Origin of the sequence: Paraburkholderia sp. BR10923 (assembly GCF_040948765.1) — a bacterium.
Taxonomy (GTDB): Bacteria; Pseudomonadota; Gammaproteobacteria; order Burkholderiales; family Burkholderiaceae; genus Paraburkholderia; species Paraburkholderia youngii.
This window is the reverse complement of the sequence record NZ_JBFPKO010000005.1, coordinates 329,565-342,569: the sequence shown is the minus strand read 5'-3', so window position 1 is coordinate 342,569 and position 13,005 is coordinate 329,565. Positions and strand designations below refer to the sequence as shown.

The 13,005-nt window shown below is 65.9% G+C and carries 14 protein-coding genes; 6 read left to right on the top strand and 8 right to left on the bottom strand.

Going from position 1 to position 13,005, the window contains the following annotated elements; genetic code table 11:
* Positions 1-67: 67 nt before the first annotated feature.
* The 3 genes from AB3X94_RS12365 to AB3X94_RS12355 all read left to right on the top strand — a co-directional run bounded on the left by AB3X94_RS12365 (position 68) and on the right by AB3X94_RS12355 (position 2,656).
* Complete coding sequence (locus tag AB3X94_RS12365; protein WP_176105922.1) at positions 68-925, top strand: IclR family transcriptional regulator; 858 nt, start codon at positions 68-70, stop codon at positions 923-925.
* Positions 926-1,071: 146 nt separating this feature from the next.
* A complete protein-coding gene (locus tag AB3X94_RS12360) occupies positions 1,072-2,115 on the top strand; it encodes a rod shape-determining protein (RefSeq protein ID WP_176105923.1) in 1,044 nt (347 codons plus the stop codon).
* A gap of 22 nt (positions 2,116-2,137) precedes the next feature.
* On the top strand, positions 2,138-2,656 hold the full coding sequence (locus AB3X94_RS12355; RefSeq protein ID WP_176105924.1) for an SLATT domain-containing protein: 519 nt from the start codon (positions 2,138-2,140) through the stop codon (positions 2,654-2,656).
* 41 nt (positions 2,657-2,697) lie between these two features.
* Here the strand turns inward: AB3X94_RS12355 and AB3X94_RS12350 are convergent, their stop codons facing one another.
* Together AB3X94_RS12350 and AB3X94_RS12345 are read right to left on the bottom strand one after the other, a co-directional pair.
* The gene (locus tag AB3X94_RS12350) at positions 2,698-3,393 is read right to left on the bottom strand and encodes a YceH family protein (RefSeq protein ID WP_368611660.1); all 696 of its coding nucleotides are present in this window, start codon (positions 3,391-3,393) and stop codon (positions 2,698-2,700) included.
* Positions 3,394-3,525: 132 nt separating this feature from the next.
* Positions 3,526-3,921: a PaaI family thioesterase gene (locus tag AB3X94_RS12345; protein WP_368611659.1), complete on the bottom strand. Its 396-nt coding sequence runs from the start codon at positions 3,919-3,921 to the stop codon at positions 3,526-3,528.
* Positions 3,922-4,060: 139 nt separating this feature from the next.
* Here AB3X94_RS12345 and AB3X94_RS12340 point away from each other — a divergent pair, with 139 nt between their 5' ends.
* Complete coding sequence (locus tag AB3X94_RS12340; protein WP_176105926.1) at positions 4,061-4,315, top strand: BON domain-containing protein; 255 nt, start codon at positions 4,061-4,063, stop codon at positions 4,313-4,315.
* 24 nt (positions 4,316-4,339) lie between these two features.
* On the opposite strand, the gene AB3X94_RS12335 is transcribed toward AB3X94_RS12340, so the two are convergent.
* Both AB3X94_RS12335 and AB3X94_RS12330 read right to left on the bottom strand, forming a co-directional pair.
* Positions 4,340-5,491 carry an acetate/propionate family kinase gene (locus AB3X94_RS12335; protein ID WP_368611658.1) on the bottom strand — a complete coding sequence of 384 codons (1,152 nt, stop codon included), beginning with the start codon at positions 5,489-5,491 and terminating at the stop codon, positions 4,340-4,342.
* Positions 5,492-5,501: 10 nt separating this feature from the next.
* Positions 5,502-7,895, bottom strand: a complete 2,394-nt coding sequence (locus AB3X94_RS12330; protein WP_368611657.1) for a phosphoketolase — start codon at positions 7,893-7,895, stop codon at positions 5,502-5,504.
* A gap of 224 nt (positions 7,896-8,119) precedes the next feature.
* Between AB3X94_RS12330 and AB3X94_RS12325 the strand changes: the two genes are divergently transcribed.
* On the top strand, positions 8,120-8,248 hold the full coding sequence (locus tag AB3X94_RS12325; RefSeq protein ID WP_255208912.1) for a hypothetical protein: 129 nt from the start codon (positions 8,120-8,122) through the stop codon (positions 8,246-8,248).
* A 114-nt stretch (positions 8,249-8,362) separates the two neighbouring features.
* Positions 8,363-8,902 carry an ankyrin repeat domain-containing protein gene (locus AB3X94_RS12320; RefSeq protein WP_176105929.1) on the top strand — a complete coding sequence of 180 codons (540 nt, stop codon included), beginning with the start codon at positions 8,363-8,365 and terminating at the stop codon, positions 8,900-8,902.
* Between the two features lie 63 nt (positions 8,903-8,965).
* Here AB3X94_RS12320 and AB3X94_RS12315 read toward each other — a convergent pair whose 3' ends face one another.
* The 4 genes from AB3X94_RS12315 to AB3X94_RS12300 all read right to left on the bottom strand — a co-directional run bounded on the left by AB3X94_RS12315 (position 8,966) and on the right by AB3X94_RS12300 (position 12,974).
* Positions 8,966-9,664, bottom strand: a complete 699-nt coding sequence (locus AB3X94_RS12315; RefSeq protein WP_176105930.1) for an HAD family hydrolase — start codon at positions 9,662-9,664, stop codon at positions 8,966-8,968.
* A gap of 36 nt (positions 9,665-9,700) precedes the next feature.
* Positions 9,701-10,735, bottom strand: coding sequence for a phosphogluconate dehydrogenase (NAD(+)-dependent, decarboxylating) (gene gnd / locus AB3X94_RS12310; protein ID WP_368611656.1), 1,035 nt, complete (start codon positions 10,733-10,735; stop codon positions 9,701-9,703).
* Between the two features lie 216 nt (positions 10,736-10,951).
* On the bottom strand, positions 10,952-12,295 hold the full coding sequence (locus AB3X94_RS12305) for a sugar efflux transporter (protein WP_368596246.1): 1,344 nt from the start codon (positions 12,293-12,295) through the stop codon (positions 10,952-10,954).
* Between the two features lie 235 nt (positions 12,296-12,530).
* Complete coding sequence (locus tag AB3X94_RS12300) at positions 12,531-12,974, bottom strand: hypothetical protein (protein ID WP_176105933.1); 444 nt, start codon at positions 12,972-12,974, stop codon at positions 12,531-12,533.
* Between the last annotated feature and the right edge of the window lie 31 nt (positions 12,975-13,005).

The window sequence follows — 13,005 nt, the reverse complement described above, 5'->3', positions numbered from 1 at the left end:
CGGCGTCACCGTCGATTGAGGCCATCGATAAAGGCATAATTGCGTACCCCTGCCCTGCCTCTGTGTAATGTCCAGTTCCGCTTCCAAACCTTCCTCGCACGCTGGCGCGGCCCGCCATGATGCCGTCCGGCACGCTGAAAACAAGACCGACTCCAAGGCCGTCGCCGGCGCCGCCGCGTTCTCGAAGTTCATCGCGGTGCTGCAACTGATCGCCGATGCGCCAACTCCGCCCAACGTCGCGAAACTGAGCGCGGCGAGCGGCTATCCTCGCCCGACCGTGCATCGCATCGTCGCCGCATTGCAGGCCGAAGGGCTGATCATCGCGAGCGGCAGCGGCAACGCCTTCGGCCTCGGACCGCGCCTGATCAATCTCGCGAGCCATAGCTGGGAGCGCTCGGACCTGCGGCTCGCGGCCGTCGATGCGTTGACGGCGTTGCGCGACCTCACGTCGGAGACGATCCACCTCGCGGTGCCGAGTCAGGGTGAGATGGTCTACATCGAAAAGCTCGAAAGCCCGCACGCGGTGCGCATGGCCTCGCGCATCGGCACGCGCGTGTCGCTGACGTCGAGCTCGGTCGGCAAGGCGTATCTGGCGACACTCACGTTGCCCGAGCGCGAGGCGCTGCTGAAGAACGCGCCACTCGCGCGTTTCACCGAGCACACGCTGACCGACCTCGACGCCGTGCGCCGCGAGATCGATGCGACCGCGCAACGCGGCTACGCGGAGGATCACGAGGAGAACGAAGCATCGATCTGCTGCTACGGCGCCGCGATTCTCGGCCCGGACGGCCGCGCGGCCGGCTGCGTGAGCATCAGCATGCCGACCTTCCGCCGTCGCGACGATGTGCAAGCTACTTACATCGAGCCGCTGCTTGCGGCATGCCGCACGATCGCGGCGCGGCTGGGCCCGGCAAGCGGCAGATAGCGGACGATAGTGCGGCCGCGGCCGTCGATAAACTGCTATTCTTGCTGTCGCGCGGCCGCTCTGGCCGCCCGCCGCGTGCAAGCGGCAGACCCCGACAAGCTCCCGGCGGCGCTCGCGCGCCCGCCTTCGCAAAGACAGGAATACGCATGTTCGGTTTTCTGCGCGGCTACTTTTCCAACGACCTCGCGATCGACCTCGGCACGTCGAACACGCTTATCTACATGCGCGGCAAGGGCATCGTTCTCGACGAGCCGTCGGTCGTGTCGATCCGCCAGGAAGGCGGGCCGAACGGCAAGAAGATCATCCTCGCCGTGGGCCGTGAAGCGAAGCAGATGCTCGGCAAGGTGCCGGGCAACATCGAGGCGATCCGGCCGATGAAAGACGGCGTGATCGCCGATTTCAACATCACCCAGCAGATGATCAAGCGCTTCATCCAGATGGCGCACGAGGCGCGGCTCTTTGCACCCTCGCCGCGCATCATCATCTGCGTTCCATGCGGTTCGACCCAGGTCGAGCGTCGCGCGATTAAGGAGGCCGCGCATAGCGCGGGCGCCTCGCAGGTCTATCTGATCGAGGAACCGATGGCCGCCGCGACGGGCGCCGGCCTGCCGGTGTCGGATGCGACCGGCTCGATGGTCGTCGATATCGGCGGCGGCACCACCGAGGTCGGCGTGATCTCGCTAGGCGGCATCGTGTACAAGGGCTCGGTGCGCGTCGGCGGCGACAAGTTCGACGACGCGATCGTCAACTACATCCGCCGCAACTACGGCATGCTGATCGGGGAGCAGACCGCCGAGGCGATCAAGAAGGAAATTGGCTCTGCGTTTCCGGGCTCCGAGGTCATGGAGATGGAGGTCAAAGGCCGCAACATGTCCGAGGGCATTCCGCGCAGCTTCACGGTGTCGAGCAACGAAATTCTCGAAGCGCTGACCGATCCGCTGAACCAGATCGTGTCGTCGGTGAAGATCGCACTGGAACAGACGCCGCCGGAACTCGGCGCGGACATCGCCGAGCGCGGCATCACGCTCGCGGGCGGCGGCGCGCTGCTGCGCGATCTCGACCGACTGCTCGCCGAGGAAACCGGCCTGCCGGTGTTCGTCGCCGAGGCGCCGCTGACCTGCGTCGTCCGCGGCTCGGGCATGGCGCTGGAGCGGATCGAGAAGTTCGGCAGCTCGTTTTCCTACGATTGATCTGCGTGCCGACCACTGAACGATGACGACCCTGCCCGCCTACGAGCCGCCCGTCGACGAAACCGAGTTGCTGTTGAAATGGATTCGCCGCGCGCGCGAATCGCAGATGAGCCATTACGACATGGCGGATCTGCTGTCGGCGCGCGAGCGCCGCATGGGCTGGCTCGTGACCGCGCTGACCGCGTTCGTCGGCACGGCGGTGTTCGCGTCGTTGAGCGTGCCGCCGGTGTCGTTCGAGATGCGGATATTCGTTGGGCTCGTCAGCGTGACGGCGGCGATTTCCGCGGCGTTGCAAACGTTCCTGCGCTATGCGGAGCGTGCCGAGAAGCATCGCGCGGCCGGTGCGCGCTATGGCGCGGTGCGCCGGCGGCTCGAAGCGGTGTTTGCCGGCGACGCCGATGCGCGCGAAGCGCACTACCTCACCGGGATCCGTACCGAACTCGACCGTCTCGCAGAAGACTCGCCGAACGTGCCGCCGCGGATCTTCTATCGCACGCAGCGCACGTTGCTGGCGGACAGGCCGCGTCGGCGCGATGCGTGAAACGGGCGGCTTTACGTTTCCGTTTCCGTGTGCAATTCAGATCACAAATCGTCCGCGCTGATACCCAGCTCGGCCGCCATGCGCCGCACGACGGATTGCAGACGGCCGACTTCATCGGCGAGACGCTTCTGCTCGGCCTTCAGCGCCTCGAATGCGGACAGCGGCACGCTGTCGTCCTCGGCAACCGCCGACTGCGCGGCTTCGCTGATGCTGACCTCGCCGCACAACAGATGCATCCAGCGATTCTCGCGCTCGCCCACCATGCGCGGCAGCCGGACGACGCGAGGCGGATCGTTCGCGGCCAGCTCGTCGAGAAACGCTTCGACCGACGAGATATCGGCGAAACCATGCAGACGCGCGCTGTTCAGGCGCAATTCGGCGGCCGTTTGCGGGCCGCGCAGCAGCAGTGTGGTCAACAGCGCGATCGACTGTCCCGGCAGTCCGAGCACGCGGTTCATGTTGTGCTCGAAGCGCGGCACGCGGCTGCTGCTGCCCTCGAACACGAGGCTCAGGCGTTTCAAGCCGTCGATGGCGGTCAGCACCTCGGCCTCGGTCGCGTTCATCACCGGCGCGCGGCCGGTCTTCTGATTGCAGCCGAGCGTCAGCGCGTTCAGCGATAGCGGATAACTGTCGGGTACTGTGTTCTGTTTTTCGACGAGCACACCGAGAACACGACCTTCGAGCGCGGTCAGCGCGCGCAGCGAGGGTCGGGAAGGAGCGTCGGGAGTCGAATTCATGGGGATGCGAGGTCTCGTGGAAGATGCGCGCGCCGTTCGCGGCTGGACGGCGCGTTCTGTCAGGTGGCCACTATGATAAACGCGGCGCGGTTCGCGCGGTGCGGGAATCTGCGCTGCCGGCGCCGCCGCGCGTCAGGCGGTCTTCGAATACTTGAAGGTGCCCTGCGCGCTCGCGATCAGCAGCTTGCCGTCCACCCACGCTTCGGCGCGCGAAAAGAAAATGGAGCGGCCCGACCGTTCGAGAAAGCCCTTCGCGGTGACCGTCGCGCCGAGCCCCTTGTCCAGATAGTTGGTGGTCAGCGACAGCGTGAAGCCATGCCGGGCCGGCTGTCCCGGCTGCGCATACAGGCCCGCGTAGCCTGCGGCGGCATCGAGCAGCGTCGCGATCGCGCCGCCTTGCAGCACGCCCTGACGATTGAGCTTGCTCGCGTCGATCGGCGTCAGCAGCTCAGCGTAGCCGTCGCGCCATTGCGTCAGACGCACGCCGAGCGATTCGAGAAACGGGTTGTCGATGGGAAAGTCGGACATGATTCGGGCGTGGGCTCGGTCGGAACGAACCGTGAGCATACCCTCGAAACGCGCGCGGCAGCGGCCAGGCGCGCACGCGGGCAAATCCCGGCGCATCTGCTAGTGTGAAGGGATGGACATTCTGTTTCGTGGAGACTCGATGCGCTCCGCTAGCTGGAAATCTGGCGAGCCTGCCCGCCTGACCGACGCTCAGATCGCCGCTGAAGCGGCGCGCCGTCTCGCGTGGGACTCGGCCGTGCCGCCGCGCGCGGTGCGCGTGAAGGTCACGCACGGACGCATCACGCTGTCGGGTGAGCTTCAGCGCGAAGCACAGCGCACCGCGATGCTCGAAGACGTGACGCGGTTGTTCGGCGTCACCGGCATCGCGGACCGGACCGTCGTCAAATCGGCATAACGCGGCCCAGGCGGGTCAGGCCGTTCAGCTCAGGCCTGCTTGCAGCAGTTGCCGGCAATGCCGCGCGATCTGCTTCTCCTCCTCGGTGTGCAGCACCCTCACCTTGCCCGCCGGATCGCCCTCGACGAGCCCGAGAAACGCAAGACCGTCGCATACGCGCCGCCGAACCTCGGCGCTGTGCTCGCCGATCCCGCCGGTGAACACCAGCAGATCGATGCCGCCAAGCAGTGCCGCGTATCCGCCGATCGTCTTGCGCACTCCGGTCGCAAACGCATCGAGCGCGAGTGACGCGTGCGCATCGCCGGCCGCCGCGCTTTTTTGGAGCGCTTGCATGTCGCTTTCGCCGTCCGCGTAACCGGCCAGACCGCTCTGGCGATTGAGCAGCGTGTCCAGCGCATCGGCGTCGAGCCGTTCCGCGCGCATCAGATACAGCAGCACGCCCGGATCGAGATCGCCGCTGCGCGTGCCCATCGGGATGCCGCCGGTCGGCGTCAGGCCCATCGTCGTATCGACCGAGCGGCCGTCGAGCAGCGCGCACAGGCTCGCACCATTGCCGAGATGCGCGAACACCGCGCGCGACGGCAAAGCCGCGCCGAGTTGCTTGACCAGCGATTCGTACGACAGCCCGTGAAAGCCATAGCGGATCACGCCGGCGTCCGCATAACGGCGCGGCAGCGGGAGCCGCGCGGCGCGCGGTGGCAGCGTCGCATGAAACGCGGTGTCGAAGCACGCGTAATGCGTAGCGTCGCGGAAAATCTCCGTGGCTTCGTTGATCAACTCGAGTGCCGGCGGGATATGCAGTGGCGCGAAGTGCAGCGCGTCGAGCAACTGACGGCGCACGTCGTCGGTGATGCGCTGGTGCGTGCGCAGATGCGGGCCGCCATGCACGACGCGATGCCCCACCGCCGAGGGCCGCGCATGATGCTGTTGCACGAGCAGTTGCGAAAGCTGTTGCAGCGCCTCGGTCTGCGAGTCGAGCTTCTGGTCCTGCTGCAACAGCACGCGGCCATCGGCCGCCTTGATCCGCAGGCGGCCATCGGTGCGGCCGATACCCTCGGCCGCGCCTTCGAGCAGCAGCGTTTCGTCGTCGGCCGAGGGTGCGAAAAGCCCGAACTTCAGCGACGAGGACCCGCTATTCAACACGAGGATCGTGCGTTCCTGATCGTGGTCGTGCATGGTGTCCCCCTCAGCCTTTCCACGTCCAGTTGCGGATTTCCTCCTTGTCGATCCCCTCCTCGTGCGCATACGCGAGATGCTCGATGATCTGCCCGCGCAGCCACTCCTTCGTATGATCGCCGACACCGCGCAGCGTCGGCACGCGATCGATCGCATCGATCGCCAGCGTGAAGCGGTCGACGCCGTTGATGATCGCGAGTTCGAGCGGGGTATTGATGTTGCCCCTCTCGTTGTAGCCATGCACGTGCATGTTGCCGTGGTTCTTGCGGTTGTACGTGAGCTTGTGCACGAGCGCCGCATACGCGTGGAAGTTGAAGATCACCGGCTTGTCGGTCGTAAACAGCGAATCGAAATCGCGGTCGGACAGTCCATGCGGATGCGCACGCTCGGGCATCAGGCGGAACAGATCGACCACGTTGACGAAGCGGATCTTCAGCGTCGGGCAGTGCTCCTTCAGGATCTGCACGGCGGCGAGCGCTTCCATCGTCGCGATGTCTCCCGCGCACGCCATCACCACGTCCGGCTCGGCGCCCTGGTCGGTCGACGCCCAGTCCCAGATGCCGATACCTTTGGTGCAATGAATGACGGCCGCGTCCATGTCGAGATAATCCAGATGCGGCTGCTTGTCGGACACGATCACGTTGACGTAGTCGCGCGAGCGCAGGCAGTGGTCGCCAACGCTCAGCAGACAGTTCGCATCGGGCGGCAGATAGATGCGCACCACTTCCGGGCTCTTGTTCGTGACCACGTCGAGAAAACCGGGGTCCTGGTGCGTGAAACCGTTGTGATCCTGGCGCCACACGATCGACGTGATCAGCAGATTGAGCGATGGCACCGGCTGCCGCCAGCCGAGCTCGCGCTTGGATTTTTCGAGCCATTTCGCGTGCTGGTTGAACATCGAGTCGATCACGTGCACGAACGCTTCGTAGGTCGCGAAGAGCCCATGACGGCCGGTCAGGTTATAGCCTTCCAGCCAGCCTTCGAGCGTGTGCTCGCTGAGCATCTCCATCACGCGGCCGTCGGGCGACAGGTAGCCTCCGTCGGCGTCGCTCGGTTCGAGGGGATCGAGCCAGGTCTTGCCCGACACTTCATAAACCGCATGCAGTTTATTGCTCGACGTTTCATCGGGGCCGAACAGCCGGAAGTTCGACATGTTCTTGCGCATCACGTCGCGCAGGAAGGTGCCAAGCACCGCGGTCGGCGACGTATACGCCGCCGCCGGTTTCTTCACGGCCACCGCGTAGTCGCGGAACGACGGCATGTCGAGCATCTTGCACAGCAGGCCGCCGTTCGCGTGCGGGTTGGCGCTGATGCGGCGCGCGCCTTCGGGCGCGAGCGCGCGCAGTTCTTCGACGAGCCGGCCGTTCGCATCGAACAGCGTTTCGGGACCGTAGCTGCGCAGCCAATCCTCGACGATCTTCAGACTCTTGCGATTGGTCACCGCATCGGCCACCGGCACCTGATGCGAGCGCCACGAGCCTTCCACCTTGTGACCGTCCACTTCTTTCGGCCCGGTCCAGCCCTTCGGCGAGCGCAGCACGATCATCGGCCAGCGCGGCCGCTTGGTGTCGTTGTTCTGCCGCGCGTTCTGCTGGATCGCGCGAATGTCGCTGATGCATTGTTCGAGCGTCGCCGCCATCTGCTGATGCATCGTGTCGGGATCGTCGCCTTCGACGAAATAGGGCTTGTGCCCGTAACCGACCATCAATGCCTCGAGCTCTTCACGCGGAATGCGCGCGAGCAGCGTCGGATTGGCGATCTTGTAGCCGTTCAGATGCAGCACCGGCAGCACCGCGCCGTCGCGGATCGGATTCAGGAATTTGTTCGAATGCCACGAGGTGGCGAGCGGCCCGGTCTCCGCTTCGCCGTCGCCGATCATCACGGTGACGATCAGCTCAGGATTGTCGAACGCGGCGCCGTAGCCGTGCGACAGGCAGTAGCCGAGTTCGCCGCCTTCGTGAATCGAGCCCGGCGTTTCGGGCGTGCAATGCGAACCGACGCCGCCCGGGAACGAGAATTGCCGGAAAAAGCGCCGCATGCCGTCTTCGTCCTCGCTGCGGTCCGGATAGACCTCAGAGTAGGTGCCTTCCAGATAGCAGTGCGCGAGACTCGCCGGCGCGCCGTGACCGGGGCCGGAAAGAAAGATCATGTCGAGATCGTGCTTGCGGATCAGCCGGTTCAGGTGCACGAGCACGAAGCTCTGGCCGGCGTCGGAACCCCAGTGGCCGAGCAGCCGGTTCTTGATGTGCTCGGGCTTCAGCGGTTCGCGCAGCAGCGGGTTGTCGCGCAGATAGATCATGCCGACCGACAGGTAATTGCATGCGCGCCAGTAGCGATCGAGGTTGCGCAGCGTATCGGGGTCCAGAACTTGCGGTGGGGTGGGATGCGAGGTTGCTTCGGCCATGGCGTCACTCCTCGAAAAGAACTGTCAGGCTGGTTGGCGGATGATGCGGTGCAATCGAAACGAAGCCGTGGGGCACGGGTCGAATGTACTAAGCTGCTCAAACCGGGGGCGAATGATTTTTCTACCCCTCGCAGTATCTCGCGCTGAATGTGGCATTCGTACTGCAATTGCCTTGCGCTGTCTGCTTTCTTTTCGTGATCCTCTGTCTCAGGTCAATGGCCGCCATGTCGAGATCTCCCAGTGCGCTCAAAGTGCTTAAGGTTCTGGTCCTGACGCTCGTGTTGACGTTCGTGGCGGTCGGAATACCGATAGGCGTATTCGGGCTGCTGGTCAAGCTGTTCAGCCACGCCTAGCACAGCGGCGCCGCTGTCGGCACGCGGACGCGAGCGCCGCGGAATGTGTATGCTCTTTGCAAGACCTGGCGTGACATTTGCCTCGCGCCGCTCATTCAACGCAAGGAGAGAGCTTTGGCCCACCACAGCGACCACACCAACAACCCGCCCGCTTCGCAGCCCGATCCTGAATTGCAGGCGCTCGCCCGCGAAGTCTTCGACCTCGCGCGACGCGGCGATGCGACGATGCTCGCCGCTGTCATCGAAAAAGGCGTACCGCCGAATCTGCGCAACGAACGCGGCGACAGCCTGCTGATGCTCGCGAGCTACCACGGTCACGTCGACGCGGTGCGCACGCTGCTCGAACAGGGCGCCGATGCGAACCTGCGCAACGATGCGGGACAGACGCCGATCGCGGGCGCCGCGTTCAAGGGCTTCGACAACGTGATCGAAACCTTGCTCGCGCATGGCGCCGACGTCGAAGGCGCATCGCCCGATGGCCGCACCGCGCTGATGATCGCCGCGATGTTCAACCGCACCGCAATCGTCGATTTGCTGCTCGCGCACGGCGCGGACCCGCATGCGCGCGACGCGAACGGCGTCAGCGCGGCCGATGCCGCCGCACGGATGGGCGCCGCCGATACCCAGGCGCGCCTGAAAGCGCTGGGCGCTTGATCTCGCGGCTTCACCCGCGGCTTCACCCCTGAAGCGGTGCCCGCACATCGCGCGCGGCGCCGCCTAGTTGCCCTTCCCGCTACGCAACAGCGTCTCCACGTCGATCTCCGCCAACTCGCCGATTCGCCCGACGCTCACGTCCGCGGGCGGATTGTTCGCGATCTCCTTCGCATCGAACGCATAGTGTCCCTGGCGCGGAAACACGGTCGTCAGCTCCGCGCCCCATGCCTTCTTCATCGCGCCCAGAATCCGCAGCTTGTCGTCGACCATCACGTAATGGCGCGCCGGATAGCAATCCATCACCTGATCGAGCATCAACTCCTTGTGGATGTAGATCAGCACGCGTCCTTCGACTTCGTCCCACAGGCCCGAGCGCGAAATCTTGCGCGGCTGGAACACGACGTCGCCGTCCGACAGGATCACCGTCGGCCCGTACTTGCCGACATGCCGCAGCGCGTCGAGCGCACCCGGATAGAGCCGGTTCGCAAACGGATACTCGATCAGGAACGACGACATCAGCAGCAGGCGCGTGTCGCGTGGATGCTCGGTCCGGTAGCGCTGCAGCGCGCCGAGGTAGTCGGCGTAGCCGAGTTCAGTGCGCAGGTTCTCGAAGATTTCCCAGTAGCGCGCACTGTTCTCTTCGCCGAACTGCCCCATCATGTGCGCGCGCAGATCCTGCAGCACGTGATCGTTGTCGAGCAGCGTGTTATCGCAATCGAATAGAAATACGACATCGTGCGGCGTCGCGGAAGTGACTGGCATCGCGGTTCCTCGTGGCAGGTTCGTGGATCGCCTCGGCTACTTCAGCCAGCCGTCCGGCGCGACGGGTTTTTCCGCATGGCCGCCGAAATCGTGCCGCATCGCCGACAGCACGCGGTTCGCGAAATCGGCTTCTCCGCGCGAACTGAAGCGCGCGAACAGCGCCGCGCTGAGCACCGGCGTCGGCACGCCTTCGTCGATGGCCGCCGCGACGGTCCAGCGCCCCTCGCCCGAATCCGATACGCGGCCCGCGTAGCCTTTCAGCTCTGTGTCGCTGGCGAGCGAGCCGGCGATCAGGTCGAGCAGCCACGAGCCGATCACGCTGCCGCGCCGCCACACCTCCGCGATGTCCGCGAGATTCAGATCGTACTGATACTGCTGGGGGTGGCGCAGCGGCGACGTCTCCGCATCGGCTTCGCGCGCGTGGCGGCCGGCGTCGGCGTGGCGCAGCACGTTCAGGCCCTCGGCATAAGCGGCCATCAGCCCGTACTCGATGCCGTTATGAACCATCTTGACGAAATGCCCCGCGCCTTGCGGGCCGCAATGCAAAAAGCCCTGCTCGGCGGTGCTCGCGCCCGCCGCGCGGCCCGGTGTCGCGCTCTCCGAGCCGACGCCGGGCGCCAGCGCCGAGAAGATCGGTTCGAGCCGTTTCACGACCTCGGCCTCGCCGCCGATCATCAGGCAGTAGCCGCGCTCGCGCCCCGCCACGCCGCCGCTCGTGCCGACGTCCACGTAGTGAAGCTGGCGCGCGCCGAGCTGCTGGCCGCGGCGGATGTCGTCGTGATAGTAGGAGTTGCCGCCGTCGATCACGATGTCGCCCGGTTCGAGCAGCGGCACGAGTTTGTCGAGCGTCGCGTCGACCACCGCGGCGGGCACCATCAGCCACACGGCGCGCGGCCTGGCGAGCTTCGCGACGAGGTCTTCGAGCGAGCTGGCGCCGGCCACGCCTTCCTGCTTCAGCCTGTCGACGGCCGCCGGCTGCACGTCGTACACGATGCATTGCTGAGCACCGCTGGTCAGGCGCCGCACCATGTCGGCGCCCATCCGTCCCAATCCAATCATGCCTAGCTGCATAGCTCGCTCCGGAAGATGCTGCGTTGCGCTGTCCGATTTTCTGGTCGTCGTGTTGCGGCGGCGTGGTTGCCCTTAAGCATAGGCGCTGTGTCGCGAGGTGCGCCGAATGGGTCGAAAGAAGCCGCACTTTTTTGCAGAGGTGCGGCGCGGGTCAAAGTTCCGCGCGGCTGGAGGCGCGCCGCATCCGCACGAAGGCGGATGCGGCGGTGTCGCGCGTCATTCGCTGCGCTCGGGCAGGCGCGTGCCGCGGCGCGCGGCCAGCTTCGCGTATTGCTCGGCCGCGAAGCGCTTCACCGCGCGCCACATCAGCGGATAGCGATAGCCGGGCACCGCGAACAGCACGAGCGCGCACAGCCCCAGCAGTCCGCAAAACAGGAACGTGCCGCGATAGCTGAACGCCTGCACGAGCAGCCCGGACAGCACCCCCGACAGGATCGAGCCGACTCGCGCCGCATTGAAGAACAGCGCGGTCGCGCGCCCGGGCGAATGCGGCATCAGATCCTGCACGTAGGTCATGCCGAGGCACGAGGTCACGGCGACCACGAACGCGTTCAGCATCTGCATCGGGATCAGCACGCTGACGTTGCCGGCGAGCGACATCGCGACGAAGTACACCGCATGCACGGCCGCGCACGCGGCAAGCCAGTTCGGCTTGTGCAGCGACGACGACTTCGCGCCGAGCGCGAGCATCATCGGGATCTCGGTCAGCGCGCCGAGACCGAGCATCACCGACACGTCGAGATGCGTGCCGTTCAGCCCGTGCACGATGTAGAGCGGCAGCACGATCATCGTCGCGTTCGCGGCGAGGCCGAGCAAGGTCAGCGCGGTCACCGAGCGCAGGATGTCGTTCGCCGACGCGGCTGGCAGCGTTTCGTGCGCATCCTCGCCGGGTTGCCGCAGCGGCGGCACCGTGATCGACGCGGACGGCTCGGACGCGGTGTCCTCGACCGTGTGATCGCCGAGATGGCTCTGCGGCTCCTGCATGCGCCAGACGATGAAGCCACAGGTCGCGAAGCTCGCGGCCGCGAACAGGAACAGCCCGGTGAAGCTCGTCGCGGCGAGCACCAGCGCGCCGACCGACGGCCCGAACACCCATGCGGCCGACAGGATCGTGCGCAGCGTCGCGCTCGCGAACACACGTTCGGCCGGGTCCGGCACCGGCAGCGCCGCGCGGCTGAACGAGAACACCATCGAAATCGCCGAGCCGCCCGCGCCGATGAAAACGATGCCGACCACGAGCAGCAGCCGGTAATCTCGCACCACGCACAGACACAGGTAGCCGAGCGCGGCCAGGATCAGCGCCGCCAGCAACAACGGCCGGTGCCGCCCGCTCCGGTCGCTCCAGCGCCCGGCGGCCGTGCTCGCGAGCACGCCGCTCGCGGCGATCAGCGTCATGAATACGCCGAGCCGGAACGGCGTCATGCCGGCGCGTTCGATACCGAACAGAGACAGATACGGTGCGGTGAAGGACATCGCCACACCGAGCATCAGGGTGGCGGCAGCGAGCGGCTTGAAGCCAGGAATGCGAAGCAGGTCGAAAAAACGCGCAGTTTTCAACACGGGGACGGAGGGTCAGGTGGAGCGGCCTCGCTGCGCTTCGATGCGCTCGACGGCACGATAGGCGTCGCGGGCTCGGGGCCAAAACGACCGGGGCATTATCGACCCGGAGCGCGGCCCGCGTAAACCCGCGCAACAGCCGTCCCAAATGTGGAATGCGCGCGCCCGTGCGCAGCGCTGCTCGCGCCGTGCCGCGCCGATGCGTGCGGTTAGCGGCAAGCTGCAGGCACGCTCGCCGCTACTTGCCCTCAGTTGCGCGCATTTGCTGCGCCTGCGCCTTGTAGTCGTAGGTCGGATAGAACTCGGTGTGATAGCCGCCCCACGCGGTCGATTCGATCGCACGGTTCACTTCGCGCAGCCGGCTCGCGGGCACGCGCAGCGTCACGACCTGTCCGATGCCCATCATCACGTACCACGACACGACTTCGATGCCGGGCGGCGGAAAGGTCTTGAAGAAGCCCTGCTCGCGCAGTTGATCGTTGATCTTCGGCAGCGGCTTCGATTCGTCGTGGCGCAGGAAGATCGTCAGCAGGAAGGTGTCGTCGGCGGGAGCGGACGCTGGTGTGGCGGGGGTGGCGGCGAGCGTGGCAGGGGGCGCCGCGTCGGCGGCGTGGGCGAGCGGCGCGATGGCCAACATCCCCAACGAAACGGCGAGACCAGCGACTGTCGATCCAATGAGCATGAAACGCCTCCATCACGGATTGAACTCAGCT